Source organism: Leptospira ognonensis, from assembly GCF_004770745.1.
Taxonomy (GTDB): domain Bacteria; phylum Spirochaetota; class Leptospiria; order Leptospirales; family Leptospiraceae; genus Leptospira_A; species Leptospira_A ognonensis.
The window spans coordinates 133300-155688 of record NZ_RQGD01000025.1 but is presented as its reverse complement, the minus strand read 5'-3'; the positions used below and the strand labels follow the sequence as shown (position 1 = coordinate 155688).

Below are 22389 nucleotides of genomic sequence, written 5' to 3'. Positions count from 1 at the left end.
TGAGTCAAATAAGAAAACATTCTCATGAACAAAAAACCTCTTACACTGCCAGTAAAACTGGGATACGGATTGGCAGAGACGGGAATAACAGCCGTTCAGCTTTTCACACAAATTTATTTACTAAAATTCTATACAGATATCGTCGGTTTGATGCCAAGTTTAGCAGGTATCGCACTTGCAATTTCTGTTTTATGGGATGCTGTCAGTGACCCTCTTATGGGAAATATTTCGGACAGGACAAATTCCAAATGGGGAAGACGAAGACCTTACATTCTTGTCGGAGGCATCTTTCTCTCTCTATCCATCCTCATGCTCTTCTCTCCCCCCAGCTTAAACACACAGGCTGGTAAATTCGCCTACTTACTTTTTTCCTACCTTCTGGTAAATACAGCAATGACTGTTATTTCAGTTCCTCACATTGCACTCGGAGGCGAATTGACTTTTGAGAGAGACGCAAGAACCGCCATTTTCGGATGGAGGCTTTTTTTTAGTAATGTCGGTATGTTAATAGGAATGATCGTTCCTGCCGCCATATTGCAATCACTAGGTGATGAAAATTCAAAAGCAAATATTCAATCTTCGCGATTGCAGGCAGGTGAAGTCGTCTCTGGTGTCATACTCATTTCTTCGATGATCACTTTTTGGGCGACCAAAGGGAGAGATGAGAATTCCAAATCGAACTTGCCAAACTTTGCTTTTTTTAGTTCGTTAAAATCGGTTCTCAGCAATCGCGTATTCATACCTTTATTACTTGCGTTTGTCATCGCGACAATTGGAAGAACGTTTAATTCCGCAATCGCACTTTATTATTACGAGTATCGTCTAGGACTCAAAGAATCGGAAGTTGTAATGAACATCCTATTGCCTTTCTTTCTAATTCTCATGCTTTCGATCGGTTTTTGGGTTTGGTTGTCTAAAAAATTTGGCAAAAAAAAACCAGCCTTCTTTGGAATTTTTGGTTTAGGACTTTTAACGGTCATAGCCTATCCTTTGTTTCCTTATGGCAAACTCCATCCTCCCCTCATAGTTGCCGTGTTTGGTGGTATCTTTGCGGGATCGATTCTCATTATGGACTCGATTCTAACCGACGTTGTAGATTATGATGAATGGAAAACAGGTCAAAAAAGAGAAGGTCTTTATTTTGGAGTATGGAAAATGGGGGTTAAATTCTCTCAGGCAGTCGGCATCGGACTGAGTGGATTCTTACTCGATTTCATTGGTTTTGATCCTTCGAGCACATCCCAGTCCTCTGAGGTTGGCTTTCGACTCGCTATGATTTTCGGACCTGGCGTTGGATTTTTCTTCATACTGGGATCTCTTATCTTTCTCACTTTTCCCTTGACGGACGCCAAACATATGTCAATCCAAAAGATACTTTTAAAAAGAAAAGGAATCTCTCAGTAGGTAGTACTATGATCAGTAAACATCGACTCAAAATCCTAATTGGCTTCGCATTGGTTTATATAGTGATTCCTGTTACTTCAAACTTTTTTGCACTACTCTTTGCCAACTATACTTCACCACAGTTTTTACCAAAAAATTACATCCAAATTTTCGATGGGATTCGCATGGCTGAAGATTTTCTTCTAACTTTCATAAGCTGGGCTCCCTTTCCTATCATTAGTGCGATCATCACTTTTTATTGTTATCCCATCATTCGTTCTTTTAAGAATCCATCAACTTATCGAGACAAATCAGAACTCGTCAAAAATCGAATTTTAAATTCGCCTTTTGTGATCAGTCTCTTGGGAATGATAGGTTGGGAAATCTCGACGGCACTCTCCATACTTAGAATTTATTTTATTTTCCCGAACCTAAGTGAACAAACATTGATTCTACTTTTTTTTATTTTTGCCTATTGGGGATTTTTTGTTTTTGCGTTCTCATTTTTCACGATTGAATACTTAAACCGTATATTTATCATACCGGAATTTTTCCCAGATGGCGGGCTTGGTAAATATGCAAATAAGGCACGATTTTCTATCATCGCCAAACATATTTTACTCTGGATATCTGCTTCTCTTTTCCCTTCCTTACTCCTACTCTTTGGTCTGATGAATCGATCTGAATTAAATATTTATGATATGTTTCATATTTTTGAAACGGATGTCCTCTTCCAATTGGCATTTGTCCTACTCATTCTTTCCTTATTGATTACCTATGTGCTGGCCAAAAGCATACACAATCCATTGCGTAAAATGGAATCAGCAACATTCAAAATTAAAGATCAAAAGTTTGATACCCGTGTCATCATACATAGTTCTGATGAACTGGGGGTTCTTGGAGATGCGATCAATGAAATGACAAAGGGACTAGAGGAAAAAGAGAAAATTAAAGATACCTTTGGCCGTATTGTAGATCCTCGCATTCGGGACTACCTTCTGGCCAACGATCAAATGCTAGGTGGCAAAACGGTAGAGGCCACTATTTTATTCTCAGACCTTCGCGATTTTACAAAATTGTCTGAAAAACGAACCCCGACTCAGGTATTACACATTCTAAACCGTTACTTCCAGGAAATGAGTAATGCCGTTGAGACTCATGGCGGTTTTATCAATAAGTTTATCGGTGACGCAATCCTTGCTATTTTTGGTACACCCATGCCATTAGAAGAACCCGAGGATACAGCCATCATAACGGCACGAACCATGGCACAAAACTTAATTTCACTGAACAAAGAATTTGAAAGCGAAGGTTTACCCACACTCAGAATGGGAATCGGAATTCATGTGGGTCAAGTCCTAGCAGGCAATATTGGCTCTGTCAGTCGGATGGAATATACTGTCATAGGCGATACAGTCAACATTGCCTCACGTGTCGAAGGCTTATGTAAGGGTACTGGGAAAGATCTCTTGATTACTGAGGCTTGTTATTTGCGGTTGAGTGAAAAAACGAAAGGGTTTTTCCAATATTTGGGGGAATACGAATTGAAAGGGAGAAACAGCAAAGAGAAACTTTATTTTTAAATCGCACTTGCAGAAATTCTGTTATCTGTTTACCTTTTACTGTATGAGACTTCTGCCATTTCTAATTCTAATCCTTGCCTCGTTTTTACTAACTTCATGCGGTGAAAAACTGATTAGCAGACAGGATATTTTAGATTTATTAGAAGACGATGGAGGCGCTCCAGGTTCTAGCTCACCATCCTCTAACACTCAGTCTGAAAACACAGGAAACAACACACCGATTTCCAATTCCCAAAACCTTGATTACTATGGACTCACAAACTCTCCGACAGGAACAACGACTGGTGGAGCTTCTGGTTCCCCTGCAGGAGCAAACCCCACAGGACGTTAGGATAAAAGTCCCACTTCCGGATCTATTTTACATACTCAAAAAAATCGTCCATCAGGGGCTTAAAGCAAGATCGTAAGGTTATTTTTGCTACTTTTTCATCTTTCGGACCGTAGTTTAAAATGATATCGTTCGGATCTCGAATGAAGGAAAATATTTTTTCTACCAAAAATGTGGCATTTCCATCACGAATCGTTATCTTATACTGAAATTCGTGCTCGTTTGCGTCGACTTCCCCAACACCATATGGCACATAACAACGAATCAATCCAATTCCTTCAATTAAGCCAGAGTCTGGATTTTCATTTTGAATTCGTGACGTTTCAGGTGACAACTTATACTCTAACCATTGTTTCGCCTTTAGATAAGACCGCGTCCTTTGGTAACTTTTGTTTTCCCGAGACTCTTCTATAGTTCGATATTTGCCAGAAACAATCCAAAGCCGAAGGCACATCGAGTTCGAAAAAAAGAAGAAGAAAACGGTGAAAAGCAACACTTTCATATACATCTCTTAGGAGCCTTCATGTTCCTTCTCACCGGCGCAAAACAAATCTTCACAAAGGTCAGAAATTTTCTCTTTATTTGGGACCACACCTGGGAAGGGGATCACGTTATCGGGCAATTGCACTGGAAACTGGTTTTTAGTTTTGATCTTATGTCTCTTGGACTCGATTCTTTCTCTCACCTTTATATCATCGGGATTCGGTACCCTCAATCTAGAGTGTGTGAATAAAAATCTGACTCGCAATTGAGTTTCTTAAATTAAAAATTGGATTGAATTCCAAGAAATATCAGTCTGAAATCTAAGGGAATAAGGGAAGGATTCCGAAACAAATGCCCGATTTTGATCGAATCGATCTAATGAATTTTGCTATCTACGGTAACGATTATGACTCTCAATGGGATGAGATTCGTGCCTATCTAAAGTCCAGTGCTGCCGCACAGAGGGAGTTAGAAGAAATCAAACGTACTCTGCCCTCAACCTCGTCTATGGGGAAACGGAGGCGCGATCCTATGTCTATGGGAGAAGCCGCCGATCCAAATGATCCAGAGCATGCAGGTAGAGATTCCTCCTCATCCAATGCCGACCACCAAACGAAGTCCTGGTGGAAAAAAATAATCGGTGATTAAATGGAAAATCCAATTGTAGATCAGGCAAAAAAGAATGTGGAGACAATGAAAAAATTCATTACTCCATTTTTCAATTTAGCAGTAACCACAAACGTTTATGGATACCATAATATTGTTCCTACAGGGAAACTCATTCTTACCTGCAATCACAGAAGCGATATGGATCCATTCGTCATTGGATCTGCTTTTCCTAGATTTATTTCTTGGATCGCAGCCGAATACACGACAAGGATCCCTCTCTTCAAAGACCTAGTCGAAAGAACAGGGACCATTCCAATGGCGATCGATGGAAATATCTCTATGTCGAGTATCAAGAAAGTGCAGCAGGTTTTTAAGAATGGGGATGTGCTCGGGATTTTTCCAGAAGGTCATGACTATATGGTAAAAAATGACTTTGCTGGCCCACTCGCGGAGTTCCATCATGGTTTTGCTGCCTTTAGCTTGAGAAACAAAGTGGATGTGCTTCCTTCAGTCATCATACCCGACGAAGAAACGATTTCTGATTATCCAATTCCTCCTCTTGTGCGATCCTTCATGGGTATGCCAAAGGAAGTGTGTGATATTAAAAAAAGGGTAGTATATAAAAAAGTCAACCTTGTGTTTGGTGAAGTTATCAATCACAAAGATTATCTGCATCTACCTCTTGACCAAGGAATGCTCGCCATTTCTGGCGAAACAAAAAAGAGAATGGCGGAACTTCAACAAGCAAACTTTCTTAAAAAATAAATCTATATCTCGACAACTCCGCTGAACACTTCTTTTGCGGGGCCAGTCATAATGATATTACCCTTTTCTGTCCATTCAATCTGCAAACTTCCACCCCTTAGGTCGATATTCACTTTTTTCCCAGCCTTTCCATTCAAAACTGCAGCCACCATGACAGCACAAGCACCAGTTCCGCAGGCTAGAGTCTCGCCAGCACCTCGTTCCCAAGTTCTTTGGTAAAGATGGTCCTTCCCTTTGATAGAAACGAATTCCACATTCACTCGTTTCGGGAATAAAGGATGGTTCTCGATGAGTGAACCAATTTCGTGCACTGGAAAGGCGTCCGCATCGTCTACAAAAATGACACAGTGCGGATTTCCCATACTAACGGAAGTAAAATGATACGTTTTCTCTTTAATCTCTATCGTTTGATTGATTACGGGGTTTTCGTCTGCCCATTTTAAAGGAATTAAACTCGGCTTCAAAATCGGCTCACCCATGTCTACAGATACCATCGTGACTTTATTCTGTTGGTCTGTAGTCAGGTCAAGAGTCAGAACACCCTTACCAGTTTCTATATTTGGTCGCTTATTTTTTGTTAGACCGTGATCAAAAACAAATTTTCCTACGCAGCGAATCCCATTACCACACATCTCTGAAGAACTTCCATCAGAGTTGTACATATCCATCTGGAACTCACCTGCTTCAGAATTTCTTATAAATATGACTCCATCGCTTCCAATTCCAAAATTTCGATCGGAAAGAATTTGGATCTGTTTGGGAGTGAGGCGAATGTCTTCCTTGGTTGCATCTATATAGACATAGTCATTCCCTATGCCTTCCATTTTAGTGAATTGAATCTTCATGCTCGTATGCCCCTATAACTAATCTTTTTTTGGTCGAAGGTCTGGCAAGCAGGATAGAGTGTTTTTTGATTTGACCAACTCCTGCCAAAAATTCAGACTATTAGCACATCCATTAAAATGAAAAGTTGTATCCTTTGTAACTCCACCGACTCAAAATCCGTCTTTACTGAAAACGGGATCGATATCCTAGAATGTAAAAATTGTAATCACGTATATTCATCCTTTGAACAAGCCGAACATTACGATGGTTACTGGGAAGGTGAAAACCAGACCTATGATTTAGACTGGTGGGACACAGCACACAGGTCGGTATACAAAGATTTTATTGCGAGTTACCTAAAAACAGAATCAGGGAAACTTCTCGATGTTGGTTGCGGTTTAGGTTTTTTCGTGAAAGCAGTGTTAACTTCGAAGCCGAAATGGGATGCCATTGGATACGAAATCTCTACACAGGCAGTTGCTTTTGCAAACAAGGAAAATGGCCTACCAAATATTTTTGCAGGACTAGTCCAAAATTCAAAGCTCCCTGAAAACATGTTTGATATCATTACTCTTTGGGATGTGATCGAACATATCCCAAAGCCACATTCTCTCCTCACCTACCTATTCTCTCTTCTCAAACCAGGTGGGATTCTATTTTTGCAAACACCAAATTTTCCGATCCAGCTCGCGAAGGCGAAACTAAAAGTACGACTAAAAGGTATGCAGGAAGATGGTCATTACCTGGAAGCCAAGGACCATGTAAATAATTACAAAATGCATACACTTGCAGACCTCGGTAAACAATGCGGTTTTATCGATCCAAAATACAAAGTGCTTATGCCAATCTTATCAGTGGCCGGTTCAAAGAGTAAACTTGCCATCTATGCAAAGATAGGTTATTATTTAGTAACAAAGTTTATTTTTGCGCTAAGTTTCGGAAAGATCAACTGGAACAATACTTTATTTCTGACTTTAAAGAAGCCTAAGTAACTTGGTGTGGGAATGGATAGCAAAGCATCGCACCACATCTCTTATCTTGAGTTGCGAATTTCCAAATTAAAACAAAATCCTGAAAAAAACCAAAAGCAAATTCAAGCCTATGAGAAAGTTTTACAAGTTGCCACTACTTCAACAAGTTATGAAGAATACATAGTTGAATTAGGAGAGGATGCTGATTTATTCTCCCTTGCCCAGGCCGAACAAATCGATCGATATCGATCTATGCAAGGTCTTTACGAAAAATTTGGTTTAGCCGAAAATGCAGAAGTTTACAAAAAACGATTAGAAATTGCTTCAAAAAGCAAAAGTTATGCAGACCTTGCGACAAAACTTCCGCAGACGCTATCGCTTTCATCGGAAAATCTTGCTACAGAAAAAATAAACCAATCAGTAATCCTATTGCAGCTACTCTTTCAAGTAAATACATTCGCTAAGGAAACTTCACGTAAAGCAAAAGCCAAACAGGCGCATGAAACTTTATTAAATCTAAAGGCGTTAGATGAGAGTTTCAGTTTTGATTCATATTTCAAGAATCCATATCTTTTGGTAAATCCCTTTACAAAGGAACAATTGAATCGCCTTCTACGTAATGCAGAAGCTTTACTCGGAGAATCTTTTTAATGGAAGAAGAACTAAAAGATTTACTAGCATCCTATCGAACCGGTCTAAAGACTTATTTTGAATCCTTACCTGCGGATAATCCAGAGGTCTTAAACGCAAACCAATTGCTCATTGAAATGGAATCCCTTGCGGAAAAAAGCAGTGATTATTCTGCCTTTTTGACCGAAGCCCAGGAGAGGAATTATTTCACCGAAATCATTGGATTCCATTCAAAGCTAGGAAACGAGCTGTATCGATTAAAACCAAAAAATACGACAATACCGACTCCTTCAGAAATCGCAAAAGGGTATCATATCGCTTTCGAATCAATGGGAGACGCCAAAAACGATACTAACATTCGCAAGGTTTACGAACGCGTGTTTGCTTTAGAAAGAGAATCCAGTACTGGACCTGAGTTTATTTTTCGAATGGAAGAAGAAAATCTATTTTTAGAAATGTCAAAAAGCCATTTAGTCCAGACGATGAGAGAAGGTTTAAACAAACTTTTACAATCTGGCAAAACCGAATCTTCCACGGCCGAAAAATCTTTAGGTGTCGTTTCCAGTCCACAGATGGAACATTACTTCCAATCGATGCAAAAGAAAATGAACAACTCGAAGTCTGTAATTGAAATGGAACTTTTGGCCTTTGAAGAAGCCGAAAATTCTCGATTTTCAAATCTATGGGATTCCACTTTTCTGTTCGCTGCCTTTCAATCTGTTCTCTCCCCGCTTGTTTCCTACCGCATGACAGGTTCAGACGAGTTTAAAGAGGATACTAGGCAGGCTTACGAATTTGTTTGTGATTTTTATGGAACGAACTGGGAAGACCTATTTAATAACACTCGCCTTTGGGACTTTTTTGAGCGTACCATTTTTGGAGGAGGGATCGATTCCTTTCGCTCGCAAAATATTCCTACCGCAAAAGCGTTGCAAACAGACTTAAGAACTCATTTAGCCAGATGTGTGAAAACATTGGATATACCCTCGACTGAGTCAAAACAAATCGTGAATTTTCGCGGGAAAGAAATAAGTCTTTCGCAGGTTCATTTAGCATTTGGAAAGATAAGCTAAGTCTTTTTTTCACAGATCCAATTTTTCAAATCCAAACAATCGCCAGAATGTCATTGATTTGTAACGGATACTTGTGCAGAAATTGACAATTATGATTGAATCTTTCGCAAAGTTCAGTAACGTATTTTTCAATTATCATCAGTATGAAAAAACTTTCTCATTGGAAAATGTCTCTCGATTTCTTGCTTGGCTTGCAGAATAACAACGATTTATTGCCAGATGTCAAAGAGATACAGATTCCTGTAAAAAACTCAATTCTCAAAGCGGATCTCTACCAACCAAAGCTAAACTCAAAAGGCACGATCATGACGATCAATGGTTTGGCTCCTCTAGGCCATAGAGATCCCAGATTTATTATCGTTAATAAAAGTTTATGCAAAATTGGCTACACGGTTGTCAGTCCCTTCTATGAAGAAATCTGCAATTTTAAAATCTCACTCAGAAATATAGAAGATATAAAGGACTCCATTTCCTATGTTTCGAAACAATCTGAATTTACAAAAACGGGTAAGGTATCTTTATTCGCTCCTTCTTTTTCTGGTTCTTTAAGCCTGATTGCAGCCACTGATGCAGAAATCAATGAGAGAATCAATGCTATTTGTACCATTGGTGCTTTTGGTAATGTGGAGACAGTGATAAGAAATTTATTTGCGAACCAAGAGCTAGATGCATATGGAAGAATGATTTTATTATTAAATTTCCTTCCCATATCCATTGGTGAAAATGAAAACTTGTTTCGAGCTCTCACTTTGGCGATCTTGGATAACTATCATAAGAGTAATGAGGCAACCTTAGGCCCACACTACCATTCGATGAAAAAGGAGGATCAACTCTTATTTGATCGATTAAAAAATGATACCGAGTTTCGAATGTATCATTGGAATCAAATCGTTCAAAATGGAGGAGAGAGCCGTGTTTTATTAACCGCATTATCTGTCATTGAATACATAGACAAAATGAAAATCCCGACCTTGCTTGTTCACGGGATCAAGGATGATGTTGTTCCTTCAAGCGAGTCCTTACTCTTATATAAGGAATTACGAAAACGTCAGATTAAAAGCAAACTATGTATCACGAGTTTGATCTCTCATGGAGATACTGGTTTTTCCTTGAAAACATTAATAGAATTTCCTACGATCATCGACGCCTTTTCCTTTTTCTTTGCGAATGCGACTGATCTCAATCCTTAAGAGTTTTGAAATTATTTGTATTGCTTTACTCGTTTTTCGATTTATAATACGAACTTGATTATGAGCACCATGAAACTTTTTTTAAGCGTTTTTTTCTTATCCTTATCCGTCTCTTTTGCGGACAGTATCCCTGAACCAGTTACGACTGAGCAAGCAGAGAGAGACCTCCGTTCCGCCTGGTCAAAAAAATACCCAGGTGAAAAAATTCTTTCTGTCACATCCGCAGGCGAACCTGGGACACTTGAGAAAGTCGATAAGAAGGGAAAACTAGTGGAACGTAAGCTGAAAATTCCCTTTCAGGTGGTTGCGGAAAAAGCAGGTACTCAAAGAGAATTTGAAGCCGGCGCAAATTACATCCAAAAAGGTAAAAATTGGAAGTTCTCCGAAATTGGGGTTGGCGATGTAAAAACTGTAGCTTCTGAGGAAGAAAAGGCGCCTAGCAAATCAGAGGTGAAAGAGCTTGTAATTAAGGCTTTTTCTAGTAAGTATTCGGATTATACTTGGTCAAAAGTTTTAATCGATGATGGTACTTTTAATAAAGGCTCCAGTGGCGGCTTTTATCGTTATGAAGGAGATATCAATAGAACAGATGCAGATGGCAAATCCATTCAATGCCGTGACATAGACTTTATGTTAGTAAAAGATAGTTCTGGATCTTGGATGGTTGACATTACTTCGCAAGGAAAGTGTTACTAGAGTCTCCTCAATGATTCGATTTTCTCGTATCTTATCTATACTTTTTTTACTTCTCGGTTCGATCCTTGCGATTTATGGTTTTTTTACGGAAGGTGATGCTATGTATTCAGTTTCACTCGGCAAAAACATAAATCTAATTTGGGGCATTGTACTACTAGGAGCGGGCTTCCTCTTCGGAATCAGCTCGCTCGTCCCCGAACGAGATTAAGCTTCCGTTTGAACTGCGGAAAGAATTTCTTTAAGAAGAGGGATCATATTCTCAAGCAGTTCAGGAAGTTCATATTCTAAAATATCGCCAGCGTATACGATATCATTTTTTTCCATCGCATCCGCTACATTACCAAGTGCATCATTGAGAGCCGTTGTCACTTGAGAAAGTGCCTTCTCCCCTGATTTAAAGTCTGCCCAATTGATTTCAGCATGTCGACCTTGGATAGAAACCATCGCAGATATCAAGGCATTGAGTCTTCCCACTGCATCTGTCATAATCTCTGTTGCTAAATGGTCTTTTCCGGATTGGAAATTTTCATTGATCAACATAAAGTCCTTAATGATCTTATCTTTATCATCAACAAACTTTTGTATAATGACGAGCAATTCTGGATCTTCCATTCTAATGACAGCAAGTCTTGAACTTAAATCCATCAGAAATAGCTTTAAATCTCTTAGATCTTCCAAGAATAAATCAATCGCAGAGGTTCCATCTAGATTCGCTGAAACTTCTTTTAGAGAAGCGATGATTTCTTCAACATTTTTCCCCTTTCCCATGGGTCTGATGGAAGCCAAGTTGAGGTGTAAGAGATTTTTCGTAGAAACGAGCATATTTTCAATCCAAGAAATCCCGTCCTTGAGATCACTTGTTTCTTTTTCTGTGAGCGAATCCCTTCCGACCAACGTAGAGCCCACTTTATCTACATAAAGATCAAGCTCTATCAAACTATCCTCAATGATGTCAAGCTCTACTCCTACATATATGTCGAGACGATTAACCTTTGCTAGCTCCATAGATTCCATTTCTTGTCGGTTAATTTCTTCACCGTCTATCGCATAATAGCGTAAATACTTACCGTTGGATTCAATCCATTTTAAAATTTCATCAAATACCTGACCAAGATAGGTCTCACCATTCAGTGAAGATTCTAATTTCTGTTCGTTGATATAAATTTCCATATTACTCCTGATTGTTCCTCATATTATTTTGAAGGTAGTTTCCTACTGACTTGTTCTTTCCGACGCCTTGTTCCATATAGAGAAATCGCTGTTTTAGTTTTGCTTCATAGCTTACTAAATGTGATTCGTGCTCTTTGATTTTTTTATTATTACCAACAACATTTTCTTCGATCAGCTTTACCTTGCTCGTTATGATGCCCGAGGCATACTGTGTGTACGGCTTCAAGGTATCGAGCAGTCGTATCCCCACTCCATCTTCCATCTTCGCATCGTTATTTGTATCAGAGGCAAATAACTCTCTGAGGCCGTCAGGATTGTCGGCAAGAGCCATCGCGAGCTTTTCTTCTTCTATGAGAAGAACTCCATCTTGGATTTTTTCCCAGTTAGACCCAACAGCTCCCGTTGAAATACCGATATCTGTAAGTACGCGAAAGCCGCCCTCTTTTGTTACAGGATAATAAGAATTGGCGACTGTCTTCATGCTCGCAATAAGCCGAAGCATCGAGTTTTCACCGGCCAAAATCCCGGATTTTACTTTGTTATCCCAAAACTCTTTGGAAATATCCAATTCTTTCGAATTATCAGAGGGTTTACTATCTGATACTTTTCCATTTTTATCGACGGATGTGACTTCTTTTGAGAACTTCATCAAATCATTGTAAGCGGCTACCCATTCTTTTACTAGCGTCATCCCTTTTTGATGGTCAACGTTGATCTTTAAGGTCACAGGCTCGGTAGTCACTTTGTGGATATTAAAAGATATACCTTCCAATACATCTGCAATTGCATCATTGGATTCTCGCGTAATCTCTACACCATCAATTTTAAATTTGGCATCCTTAGCTTCTGCGAGGACCTTTAATGGTTCCGCCGTACCAGGCTTTGGTGGTGCCACGAGTTGCAAACTTCCTAACTGGATGTCCGCAGCTGCTGTATTTGTGATGATGATTTTTTTGAGGTTTTTAGCTTCTGCGATATCACCGATTTGAAGGGTATATTTCCCATCTTTGCCGGCAACTGGAATTAACTTTGTACGAAGATTGCCTTCTCTTTCAAAGGTAAATCCGATTTCCCAAACAGCAGGCGCATCGCCAACGACGGAAAATTCAAGATAAGATCTAGCGGGGATATTTGCTGATTCATAGGAGAAGGCAAAGCCTGTATCGGGCTTAAAGCTTATACCAGTCTCTGTTTTAGCCGGTGTGTTTCCAGGTAAGATTGTATTTTTATATTTCGTCTCTTCATAAGGGGTCGCGGTAGCGATGTCCAAAGTCAATGGAGTCACGACACTTTCACCAGATGCTTTGTTTTCACCTACGATCCCTGCCAATTTTAAGATCCCATCTGGATCTGAAAATTGTAAGGCATTCAACTTACCAGTCTTAACTGAGATGATTGTGACGAGTGAGGAATCTTTATCTATTTTTATTAGAGTGGCCCCAGCGAGAGAGCCTGCGGAATTTCGAATCGCAGTTGAAAGTTCGAGAAGAGACCCACCTGAAAAATTTACTTTCTCACTCTGTTTGCCAGAAAAGATGGTAAACGTCCCTGCTGGCAGCTTAATGTCCGAATCAACTTCAACTCCAGATATCTGATGTTTTGCGGCAAGCTCAACAATTTCAATTGGCCGTTCTCCCGATTTAGCTGCCCGTGAAGCTTCTCCCGTAATCACACCTTCCGTGGAAGAGGATACGGATTTTGTCGCAAACGGTGCTGTAAAGGAAGTAAGGGCTCTCGTTTTCGTCTGCAAATTGGCTGTCAAATTCTTGACTTCATTCCAAACGGCCACTTGCGCTTTTGCGTATTCATTTTCTGTTTCCCATCTTTTGATGGGTCTGCGCTCGAGTTCTACGAGCTTTTTGACGATTTCGTTTGTATTTTGACCGGTCATAAGACCTGGCATTGTATATGCTGGCATGGAATTTCCCTATAACCCTCATTCCTAGTGTCGTCGATTTCCACCAAATGATTAGGAATTTACAGAATTTTTCCTTCCCGAATTCTAGAATTATGACTGCTAGCCCGATCGAAAAAATTGAACTAGGGAACCCAAATATCTTCTTTAACCGCGAACTCTCCTGGATCGATTTCAATTTCCGAGTCCTTGCGGAGGCTCAGGATAAAATGAATCCCCTACTTGAAAGATTAAAATTTCTCTGTATTACCGAATCGAACCTAGATGAGTTTTTTATGGTCCGGGTCGCAGGTCTTATCAACTTAAAAAAGGCAGGCGTGGAAGAAAAAAGCCTGGATGGCAAAAGAACCTCGGAAGTCCTCACGGAATTGTTTCAAAAAGTAACAAATATGGTCAGCGAACAATATACTTGCCTAGATGATATTTTAAATGAATTGAAACAGAACGATATTCTGATTGTTCAAGATCCGGCAGATCTTGCTGGAGATGACATCCAATTTGTAAAAGATTATTATAAACGCGAAGTTTCCTCAATACTCACGCCACTTGCCATTGACCCCTCTCATCCCTTTCCGCATATCTTAAATCGAACTCTCAATCTAGGGATCACTCTCTTCTCCGATGATGATAAAAATAAAGTCAAAGAACTTTTCGCCATTGTACAAGTACCAAGCGTTCTTCCCAGATTTTTACAACTACCGAGAGCAAACGAATCGGAGGCGCGCAGATTTTTTCCCTTGGAAGAAATCATCAAACTCCATTTAAGTGATTTATTTTATGGAATGAACGTCAAACAAATCCATACTTTTAAGATAGTTCGCGATGCAGATATATCTATCAACGAAGAACAGAACATAGGTGATCTACTCACCACCATGAAAAATGAATTAAAGAATAGAATGTGGGGAGATGCAATTCGACTTGATGTTCATAGTGGAGCAGGACACATTCGAGATATTTTAAGAGATTTATTAGAACTCGATGACTACCAGGTAATGGAAATCCCAACCTTACTTAGCTTAAGCGATTTAATGTTTTTCCAATCGCTCAAAAAAACTAGCCATCTAAAATTTTCTTACCCTGTCCCTAAATCTGGCTTCGCTGTCCGCAAAGGAGAGTCCATTTTTTCGGAGATACGTAAAAATGACCAACTACTCCATCATCCATATGAGAGTTTTAAATCAATAGAGGATATGCTTAAAATAGCGAGTGCCGACCCAAAGGTATTAGCTATTAAGATGACACTTTACAGGACTTCAGGGGATTCTCCCATCGTACAATATTTAGGCGAAGCCGCAGAGAATGGGAAGCAAGTCACAGTCCTTGTGGAATTAAAAGCACGATTTGATGAGGAAAGAAATATCCGCTGGGCAAAAAAACTCGAAGATTCTGGCGTGCATGTCGTCTATGGTGTGGTTGGTTTAAAAATCCATTGCAAAATGTTGCTCATTGTTCGGCGAGAAGATGATAAATTAAATCGTTATGTCCACCTCGGAACTGGAAATTATAATTCGACGACAGCTAGATTTTACACGGACCTCAGTCTTTTTACGGCGAATCCAGAAATCACCGAAGATGCCGCCATCCTTTTCAATACGATCACTAGTTCAGGAAAGATGCCTCGACTTTCAAAAATCCATGCTGCTCCTACTTTTTTAAAAGAAGAGTTCATCCGCCTAATAGAAAGGGAATCGAAAAATGCTTTGGAAAAGCGAGATGCACGCATCATTTTTAAAATGAATTCCCTAGTTGATCCTGACATCATTATGAAGTTATACGAAGCATCACAAGTTGGTGTAAAAGTGGATCTGATCATTCGTGGAATTTGCTGTTTGCGACCAGGGATTCCTGGAGTCTCGGACAATATAAATGTTCGTTCCATTATCGGAAGGTATTTAGAACATTCACGAATCTACTATTTTCAGAATGCTGGAAAATCCGAAGTATATCTGGCTTCTGCTGATTGTATGCCTCGAAATTTTCAACGCCGAATCGAAGTTATGTTTCCGATACTTGCAGAAAAGCATAAAAAAAGAATTAATAAGATATTCGATTATTTGCTTAGGGATAATACGCAAGCTCGTATTTTGAATTCTGATGGCAGCTATACCCGATTGATGCCCGATGATGATGACCCTGCCGTAAATTCCCAAATCGATTTAGTCGAAGTTTAACAAAAGGATCTACCTAATGCCAGTTACAACCTTACAAGATCTCATCGCACTGATTGGAACAGAAAAAGTTTTTTCGAGGGAAGATGGGAAATTTGATTCAAATACGTTTGATTCTTATGGAACCGATAGAACAAAAGTTTATCCTCCAAATTACCAGATTTTACTCTTCCCTGAATCTACAGATGATGTAGCTAAAATTGTAAAATACGCGTTCGAAAACAATATATCAATTGTACCATCGGGCGGACGCACTGGATACGCAGGTGGTGCTGTAGCAAAGAATGGTGAAATCGTCATTTCACTAAACAAAATGAACAAAGTTATAGATTTTGATCCATTTCTTGGCGCCTTACACGTACAAGCTGGTATGATTACAAAAGATTTACATGCCCAAGCCGAAGAACGTGGGTTTTATTTTCCTGTAGATTTTGCAGCTACTGGATCGAGTCATATTGGCGGAAACATTGCCACGAATGCTGGCGGTGTTCGAGTTGTTAGATATGGTTTGATCCGCGAATGGATACTTGGATTAACGGTCGTTACCGGTAAAGGCGAAATCATGAGATTCAATGGGGAAATTTTAAAAAACAATACGGGCTATGATTTAAAACATCTTTTTATTGGATCAGAAGGTACGCTTGGTATCATTACCGAAACAGTGGTTAAATTAACGAAACCGCCGAAAGACATTCGTGTCGTTTTTTTAGCCGTCCCTGAGTATAAAAGTATTCTTGAAATTTTCAAAGAAACACATAATTTTTCCCTTCCAATGCTAGCTTTTGAATTTTTAACCGACTATTGTTTAGAAAAAGTAAAAGAACATCTCGGAGTTGCCGATCCTTTTCAGGCACCAAGCAAGTATTATGTACTGATGGAATATGAAATCAATGAAGAAGGTGACGAAGAGAAACTGTTTGCCATTCTTGAATCTATCACTGAAAAAGAGCTGATCACTGACGGTTCCATTGCCCAAAACTCACGACAAAACCAAACCTTTTGGAAATACAGAGAGGGAATATCAGAATCACTTTCTCTAGCTCATACCGTTCATAAAAATGATATATCCCTACCTCTTCGCAATATGGAAGCTTTCTTAACTGATATGCAATCTCTGCTGGATGCAAATTACAGTGGTTTTGAAATTGCCCTCTTTGGACATATCGGAGATGGCAATTTACACTTAAACATTGTTAAACCCAAAGCTCTTTCAGACAAGGATTTTTTCCAACGCTGCAAAAGTGTAGATCCTGAAATGTTTGCTCTCATCCAAAAACATAAAGGATCTATTTCTGCGGAACACGGTATAGGGCTTCTAAAAAAAGAGTATTTAGGATATTCAAGAAGCGAGGCAGAAATTGCAACGATGAAAGCCATCAAACAAGCGTTTGATCCAAAGAATATCATGAACCCTGGCAAAGTTTTAGGCTAGTTACGATGGCAGCCAAGAAGAAAGCCAAACCATCGAAGGCAACTAAGTCCGAGAAACACAAATTAGAACTTAGATACCTTCGTCCTTCTGATTATGAGGATGTCCGAAATATCATGGATACTGTTTTTTCTAAACAGTTTGATGGGGCTTGGACAAAAGAAGAATTCGAACGTCAAATTTCCATTTTCCCCGAAGGTCAAATCGCAATCGAAGACAAAGGTAAGGTCATCGCAGGTGCTATTTCTATGGTCGTGAAATACAGCGAACACGGAGACAACCATAAATACGACACAATCACTGGTGGCGGTGGACTTCCCAATCACAACCCAGACGGTGATACACTCTACGGAGTTGATGTTTTTGTAAATCCAAAGTACCAAGGCTTGAGACTTGGTAGAAGGCTATATGATGCCAGAAAAGAGGTCTGTGAAAAACTAAACCTTCGTCGTATCATTGTTGGCGGGTGGTTACCTGGCTATAAAAATCATGAAGGTGAGATGACTCCGCAAGAGTACGTTAACCTTGTGAAACAAAAAGAGCTCTTTGATCCAGTTCTATCCTTTCAATTGGCCAATGATTTTCACGTAAGACGCATCGTTACCAATTATTTTCCAGCAAACAAAGGCTATAGCTCTTATGCATGCTTATTAGAATGGCTCAATATTTATTATCAGGAAAAAGAGAGACTCATTGGTGGTAAAAAAACTGTCGTTCGGGTCGGAGCCGTCCAATGGCAAATGCGCTCTGTTAAATCCTTTGAAGAACTCAGAGACCAAGTAGAATTTTTTGTAGATACAGTTGCAAGTTACAACGCAGATTTTGTATTGTTCCCTGAATTTTTTTATGCCCCCCTTCTCACGCAATTCAATAAGATGAATGCTTCTAATGCTGTTAGAGCCTTAGCTGATTACACAGAAAAAATGCGAGACGAAATGGTCAAACTTGCCGTCTCGTATAACATAAATATCATAACTGGCTCTATGTTTGAATATGAAGACCAAGAACTTCGAAATGTTTCTTTTTTATGTCGAAGGGACGGTACTCATGATGGTCAATATAAACTACATGCTACACCTGACGAGCGTTCGTATTGGGGCGTGATTGGTGGAGATACCCTTCGCGTATTTGAAACGGATGCTGGAAGGATTGGGATCCTCATCTGTTATGATGTCGAGTTCCCCGAACTCGCTCGTATACTTTGTGAACGGGGGATTGATATCCTTTTTGTTCCTTACTACACTGATACGAAAAATGGCTACCTACGGGTCCGAAAATGTGCCCAAGCACGGGCGATTGAAAACGAAATCTATGTGGTCATGACAGGTTCCGTAGGCAATCTCCCGAATATCGAGAATATGGACATACAATATTCCCAATCCGCTGTTTTCACACCCTCTGACTTTTCCTTTCCCCATGATGCCATAGCCGCCGAAGCAACTCCGAACACGGAAATGACGCTCATAGCGGATTTGGATTTAGATTTACTCAAGGAAGTGCGGAAAAAAGGTTCTGTCCGTAACATGCTCGACCGGAGGCTAGATTTGTTCCGGATCGAGTGGTTGGGAAAAATTTTGTAAGAATTTTACCCAAAAATCAGCATTCTGCTCAGAAAATGCTAGATTTTAATCTCAAATGTGCGATACTCGATGCATGGCAATGAAAATGATACGAGGATTCGGGATTTCCCTACTTTCTCTATGCTTGGGCTTTGCCTTCTTATCAAATGAGAATCTGATTGTTCGTTTGAAATCCGCTCCCTCTCAGAGAGTCGGCGGCAAATTCACTCAAATTTCAGAAGTTGCCTTTACAACCTTCGGATCCTTTGACCAGGAAGAATCGAAAGAGAAAGACCTAACTGATGAGATTGCTGTCAGAGCGTCTGCTTTTTTTAGTTTTATTCTTATCGATTCCGCACAGCTGACAAACATTGAGCCTAGAACTCGCACTTTTATTCTACAAGACTTGTATTTAAGTCTACCACCACCAGTTTAACTCCTCTCTTCCCTTAACCTGTGTTCTATGCCTTCTGGTTTAGAGCACAGGCTGTTTTTATCAAATTTTTTTTAAGCGTCGTTTATTTCTCATTTGCCAATCTCTTTGACCGTCCTTGTATGTTGTATTCAAGGGCGGTCCCCTTTTTGGATCATTCGTACAATACCTGATACAAAATTTCCTCTATAACTCTCATTGTAGATTGCTTCCAAAGTCGATCTTAAAAAAATGGATAGGAATGCTTGCTGCGTGGTGTAAAAATTTTCTGATTTCACTGATTCTCGTGATGATCATCATGCCTACCGAGGAGGATGGGGTATTTGCCTCCGTATTCCTTCCCAGCACTCCAGATACCAGCCATATTGCGACAAAAAAGAAGATCCTCGCGCCAGATACGTTAGCTGAAACAGAGATCACTGGTGATGAAGAATCTGCCACCTTTGTCAGAAACCGATGTGATTTTTTGGATCTCGTTGTAGATTCCATTTACAATCAGAATATCTCTCACTCAAGTTCCTTCTCCCAACCTCATCTTGGTCGTGACGACCTACATCATTTTCTATTATCCTATTTCCTTCTCAACCTTCCTCCTCCCATCGTTTAACGCATACGAAACTTTCCCTGCGCATTTAAAGTAAAAATTCGCCTATTTGAATTAGGACGTTTTTTAGCCTGATTGCGATTCGGGAATCAGTATCAGGAGGATACGATGGAATTTTCAAATCTATTCAAACGTCAGGTTCATGCATGAAATTTAGTTCGTTCGTGTTATTATGCACATTATTTTTTTCAACAATTGTCTTAGGACAAGCATCGAAAGATAGAGCTATCGACTCCCTCGAAAAACAACTCTCAGATGATGACCCCACAGCGCTCGGTGCAGAACTCTATCCTACTGATAGGAGGACAGAGACCAAACTAGATATCGAGCATGCGGAGTATCTGCTTTGGAAAAACAATTTACTTCTCATTGCAGCAAAATTCCAAGTAGATGCCAAAAAAGCTGGCATATTACAAGCGGGTCTATATGCAAATCCGAATATCTTTATTGACCAAAGTATTTTTGCAGAACCAACACAAAGATACTTCGATACCACACGATCGGGTCAATCGGTTGTCCAAATCCAGCAAGTTTTTTTGCTAGGTGGAAAAATTGACAAACGTGTCCGGGTTGCCGAATTCAATGCTAAAATCAGTGAACAAGAATTTTATGATTTAGCAAGAGCGCTCCTAACGAGGCTTAGACGAACTTATTATACAATCTACTTCTACCGCAAGGCAGTTAATTTTTACGACAAAAGCATTGCTTCCATAGAAAAAACTGTGGAGTCATCAGAGCTCGCTTATAAAAGACGAGCCATTCTACAAGCAGAACTTCTTAGATTGCGCGCACTTCTCTTTTTTCTTAAGAAAGAGAGAGAGGATTTAGGGATCAAAGTCTATGAACGAGAAGCCGAGCTTAAAGTTCTCTTGAACGATGATAAATACAGGGCGGCGGATGTGGCAATCTTTCCAATCGTCGAGGAACCGACGTTAGATCAGATCAATCCCAATTCGGCGAAACTCGCGGAACTTGTGGAAAAGGCGAGAGAAAACCGACCCGATTTAAAAGTCGCACTCCAAACCTTAAAGTATGAAGAAGCAAATTTAGAACTACAACATGCCAATGCAATCCCCGACTTAGCTTTCGGACCTACCTACAACCGAGGTGGAACGGCATTTCAAAATTATTGGGGAGTAACCGCTCAACTCAATGTGCCACTCTTTGATCGCAACCAAGGTAACATTCAAGCTGCAGAAAAAGCAATTTTGGTGCGCAAACAAGAATTAAAAAACCGGATCCTAGAAGTAGAGAATGAAGTAGCCATCGCCTTCCAATCGGCTCGCATCAAGGATGCATTGTATCGAAGATTTATCGATACATATCTGAAGGATTATGCGAATTTATCTCTCGATATGATTATGAGCTACGAGAGAAAGTATATTACGATTTTAGAATTTGCCGATTTCTTTGAAACTTACAGATCCAGCGTCGTTGAAATGCTAAAGCTACAAACCGATCGAATGGAAGCAATTGAGAGCGTCAATTATTCTGTCGGACTCGGAATTTTCATTCCCAAATCTAACACCACTAAAACTGAACCAAATACCCCATAAAGAGGAATCAAATGAATAATCCTATCGCATCACTCAACCGTAGAACATTACTTCTCTTAGCTGGCGGAACGATCGCTGTCGTTGTTACCATCATCATTGTGCTTGCAAGATCTCCTAAAAAGGTGATCGCCCATCCAGAGAAAGCTGTCGCACACGAAAATGGGCTTCGCATTGAATTTAAACCCAATAGCCCTGGCCTCGAGATTGTTAAATCAACGGTGATCGGTGGCGGAGGTGAATTTGTGAGTTTGGAAGCGCCCGCGAGGATCATCGCTTCTGCCTCCCCTTCTGTAAGTAGCGGAAATCGAATCATTCTCTTTGAATCATCTGAGTTAAATGATCTTTATGTCGGCTACATCCACTCTAAAAACAAAGTCTATCGATCTAGAAAAAACCTAAATCGAATCGAGGATATGTACAAACATCGGGTTGCAACCGAAAAGGATTTGGTAGAGGCTGAAACGGAACTTGGCAATGACTCAGCAGAATTAGCAGAATTCGAAGGTAAGTTGAGAGCACAAGGATTGAATCCAAACGAACTGGCATCAGGCGGGAAGAATAAATCTTGGATTATTTCTGACGTACCTGAATCTCAAATAACAAGCCTCAATAAAGGGAAAAAAGTGAAGTTGGTCTTCGCATCGTTTCCTGAAGAAGAATTTGTCGGGATCGCAGAAGCCATAGGTGATAACGTTGACCCGCTTACCAGAACAGCAAAGATGCGTATCGCCGTTGTTAATGTGGGGTTCAAACTAAAGCCAGGAATGTTCGGGACAGTTCGATTCCCCGAGGAAACTGAGAGTCAATCTGTTGTGCTTCCTTATAATGCCATTGTCACAGTCGAAGGAAAAAACTATGTTTTCGTGGAGGAAGTTCCTTTAAATTTCAAAAGACGTGAAGTTGTACTTGGAGTATCGACTAAAGAAAGAGTGAACATCATAGAAGGATTACAGCCAGGAGAAAAGGTAGTCATCCAAGGTTCGATTCTACTAAAGGGACTCAGTTTCGGATTCTAA

The 22389-nt window shown here is 39.9% G+C and carries 23 protein-coding genes; 19 read left to right on the top strand and 4 right to left on the bottom strand.

The genetic code is table 11. The features are described from left to right. The first annotated feature begins 24 nt into the window (after positions 1–24). Genes EHQ58_RS09845 through EHQ58_RS09835 form a run of 3 tightly spaced genes read left to right on the top strand, consistent with a single transcriptional unit; the run spans position 25 to position 3297 of the window. On the top strand, positions 25–1404 hold the full coding sequence (locus EHQ58_RS09845; RefSeq protein WP_135623726.1) for an MFS transporter: 1380 nt from the start codon (positions 25–27) through the stop codon (positions 1402–1404). Positions 1405–1412: 8 nt separating this feature from the next. Beyond that, a complete protein-coding gene (locus tag EHQ58_RS09840; protein WP_135623725.1) occupies positions 1413–2966 on the top strand; it encodes an adenylate/guanylate cyclase domain-containing protein in 1554 nt (517 codons plus the stop codon). A 43-nt stretch (positions 2967–3009) separates the two neighbouring features. Next, positions 3010–3297: a hypothetical protein gene (locus tag EHQ58_RS09835; protein WP_246047296.1), complete on the top strand. Its 288-nt coding sequence runs from the start codon at positions 3010–3012 to the stop codon at positions 3295–3297. A 22-nt stretch (positions 3298–3319) separates the two neighbouring features. On the opposite strand, the gene EHQ58_RS09830 is transcribed toward EHQ58_RS09835, so the two are convergent. Further along, positions 3320–3802, bottom strand: coding sequence for a DUF4468 domain-containing protein (locus EHQ58_RS09830; protein WP_135623724.1), 483 nt, complete (start codon positions 3800–3802; stop codon positions 3320–3322). 15 nt (positions 3803–3817) lie between these two features. On the opposite strand from EHQ58_RS09830, the gene EHQ58_RS09825 reads away from it, so the two are divergent. The 3 genes from EHQ58_RS09825 to EHQ58_RS09815 all read left to right on the top strand — a co-directional run bounded on the left by EHQ58_RS09825 (position 3818) and on the right by EHQ58_RS09815 (position 5151). Next, a complete protein-coding gene (locus EHQ58_RS09825; protein ID WP_135623723.1) occupies positions 3818–4027 on the top strand; it encodes a hypothetical protein in 210 nt (69 codons plus the stop codon). 101 nt (positions 4028–4128) lie between these two features. Beyond that, positions 4129–4425, top strand: coding sequence for a hypothetical protein (locus EHQ58_RS09820; RefSeq protein ID WP_135623722.1), 297 nt, complete (start codon positions 4129–4131; stop codon positions 4423–4425). Continuing rightward, on the top strand, positions 4426–5151 hold the full coding sequence (locus EHQ58_RS09815) for a lysophospholipid acyltransferase family protein (protein WP_135623721.1): 726 nt from the start codon (positions 4426–4428) through the stop codon (positions 5149–5151). Between the two features lie 2 nt (positions 5152–5153). On the opposite strand, the gene dapF is transcribed toward EHQ58_RS09815, so the two are convergent. Then, positions 5154–5996, bottom strand: coding sequence for a diaminopimelate epimerase (gene dapF, locus EHQ58_RS09810; RefSeq protein ID WP_135623720.1), 843 nt, complete (start codon positions 5994–5996; stop codon positions 5154–5156). A gap of 117 nt (positions 5997–6113) precedes the next feature. On the opposite strand from dapF, the gene EHQ58_RS09805 reads away from it, so the two are divergent. From EHQ58_RS09805 to EHQ58_RS09780, 6 genes are all read left to right on the top strand, one after another. Beyond that, entirely contained in the window at positions 6114–6968 is an 855-nt protein-coding gene (locus EHQ58_RS09805; RefSeq protein ID WP_135623719.1) for a class I SAM-dependent methyltransferase, read from the top strand. Positions 6969–6980: 12 nt separating this feature from the next. Further along, entirely contained in the window at positions 6981–7598 is a 618-nt protein-coding gene (locus EHQ58_RS09800) for a hypothetical protein (protein WP_135623718.1), read from the top strand. Then, positions 7598–8650, top strand: coding sequence for a hypothetical protein (locus tag EHQ58_RS09795; protein ID WP_135623717.1), 1053 nt, complete (start codon positions 7598–7600; stop codon positions 8648–8650). Before EHQ58_RS09800 ends, EHQ58_RS09795 begins: the two co-directional genes overlap by 1 nt. A gap of 143 nt (positions 8651–8793) precedes the next feature. Then, positions 8794–9840, top strand: coding sequence for an alpha/beta hydrolase family protein (locus EHQ58_RS09790; protein WP_135623716.1), 1047 nt, complete (start codon positions 8794–8796; stop codon positions 9838–9840). Between the two features lie 69 nt (positions 9841–9909). Next, positions 9910–10536 (top strand): hypothetical protein, encoded by a 627-nt coding sequence (locus EHQ58_RS09785; protein ID WP_135623715.1) that lies wholly within the window; start codon positions 9910–9912, stop codon positions 10534–10536. Between the two features lie 10 nt (positions 10537–10546). Continuing rightward, positions 10547–10744: a hypothetical protein gene (locus EHQ58_RS09780; RefSeq protein ID WP_135623714.1), complete on the top strand. Its 198-nt coding sequence runs from the start codon at positions 10547–10549 to the stop codon at positions 10742–10744. On the opposite strand, the gene EHQ58_RS09775 is transcribed toward EHQ58_RS09780, so the two are convergent. Further along, the gene (locus EHQ58_RS09775; RefSeq protein ID WP_135623713.1) at positions 10741–11706 is read right to left on the bottom strand and encodes a hypothetical protein; all 966 of its coding nucleotides are present in this window, start codon (positions 11704–11706) and stop codon (positions 10741–10743) included. The genes EHQ58_RS09780 and EHQ58_RS09775 overlap by 4 nt on opposite strands. A 1-nt stretch (position 11707) precedes the next feature. Continuing rightward, positions 11708–13624, bottom strand: coding sequence for a flagellar filament capping protein FliD (gene fliD / locus EHQ58_RS09770; protein ID WP_135623712.1), 1917 nt, complete (start codon positions 13622–13624; stop codon positions 11708–11710). Between the two features lie 92 nt (positions 13625–13716). On the opposite strand from fliD, the gene ppk1 reads away from it, so the two are divergent. The 7 genes from ppk1 to EHQ58_RS09735 all read left to right on the top strand — a co-directional run bounded on the left by ppk1 (position 13717) and on the right by EHQ58_RS09735 (position 22389). Then, positions 13717–15795, top strand: coding sequence for a polyphosphate kinase 1 (ppk1, locus tag EHQ58_RS09765; protein WP_135623711.1), 2079 nt, complete (start codon positions 13717–13719; stop codon positions 15793–15795). Positions 15796–15811: 16 nt separating this feature from the next. Continuing rightward, positions 15812–17224, top strand: a complete 1413-nt coding sequence (locus tag EHQ58_RS09760; RefSeq protein ID WP_135623710.1) for an FAD-binding oxidoreductase — start codon at positions 15812–15814, stop codon at positions 17222–17224. Positions 17225–17229: 5 nt separating this feature from the next. Further along, the gene (locus EHQ58_RS09755; RefSeq protein ID WP_135623709.1) at positions 17230–18801 is read left to right on the top strand and encodes a bifunctional GNAT family N-acetyltransferase/carbon-nitrogen hydrolase family protein; all 1572 of its coding nucleotides are present in this window, start codon (positions 17230–17232) and stop codon (positions 18799–18801) included. A 79-nt stretch (positions 18802–18880) separates the two neighbouring features. Further along, positions 18881–19216: a hypothetical protein gene (locus EHQ58_RS09750; protein WP_167883585.1), complete on the top strand. Its 336-nt coding sequence runs from the start codon at positions 18881–18883 to the stop codon at positions 19214–19216. A gap of 202 nt (positions 19217–19418) precedes the next feature. Further along, a complete protein-coding gene (locus EHQ58_RS09745) occupies positions 19419–19820 on the top strand; it encodes a hypothetical protein (protein WP_135623707.1) in 402 nt (133 codons plus the stop codon). A 143-nt stretch (positions 19821–19963) separates the two neighbouring features. Further along, positions 19964–21373, top strand: coding sequence for a TolC family protein (locus tag EHQ58_RS09740; protein WP_135623706.1), 1410 nt, complete (start codon positions 19964–19966; stop codon positions 21371–21373). A gap of 11 nt (positions 21374–21384) precedes the next feature. Beyond that, positions 21385–22389 (top strand): efflux RND transporter periplasmic adaptor subunit, encoded by a 1005-nt coding sequence (locus EHQ58_RS09735; RefSeq protein ID WP_135623705.1) that lies wholly within the window; start codon positions 21385–21387, stop codon positions 22387–22389.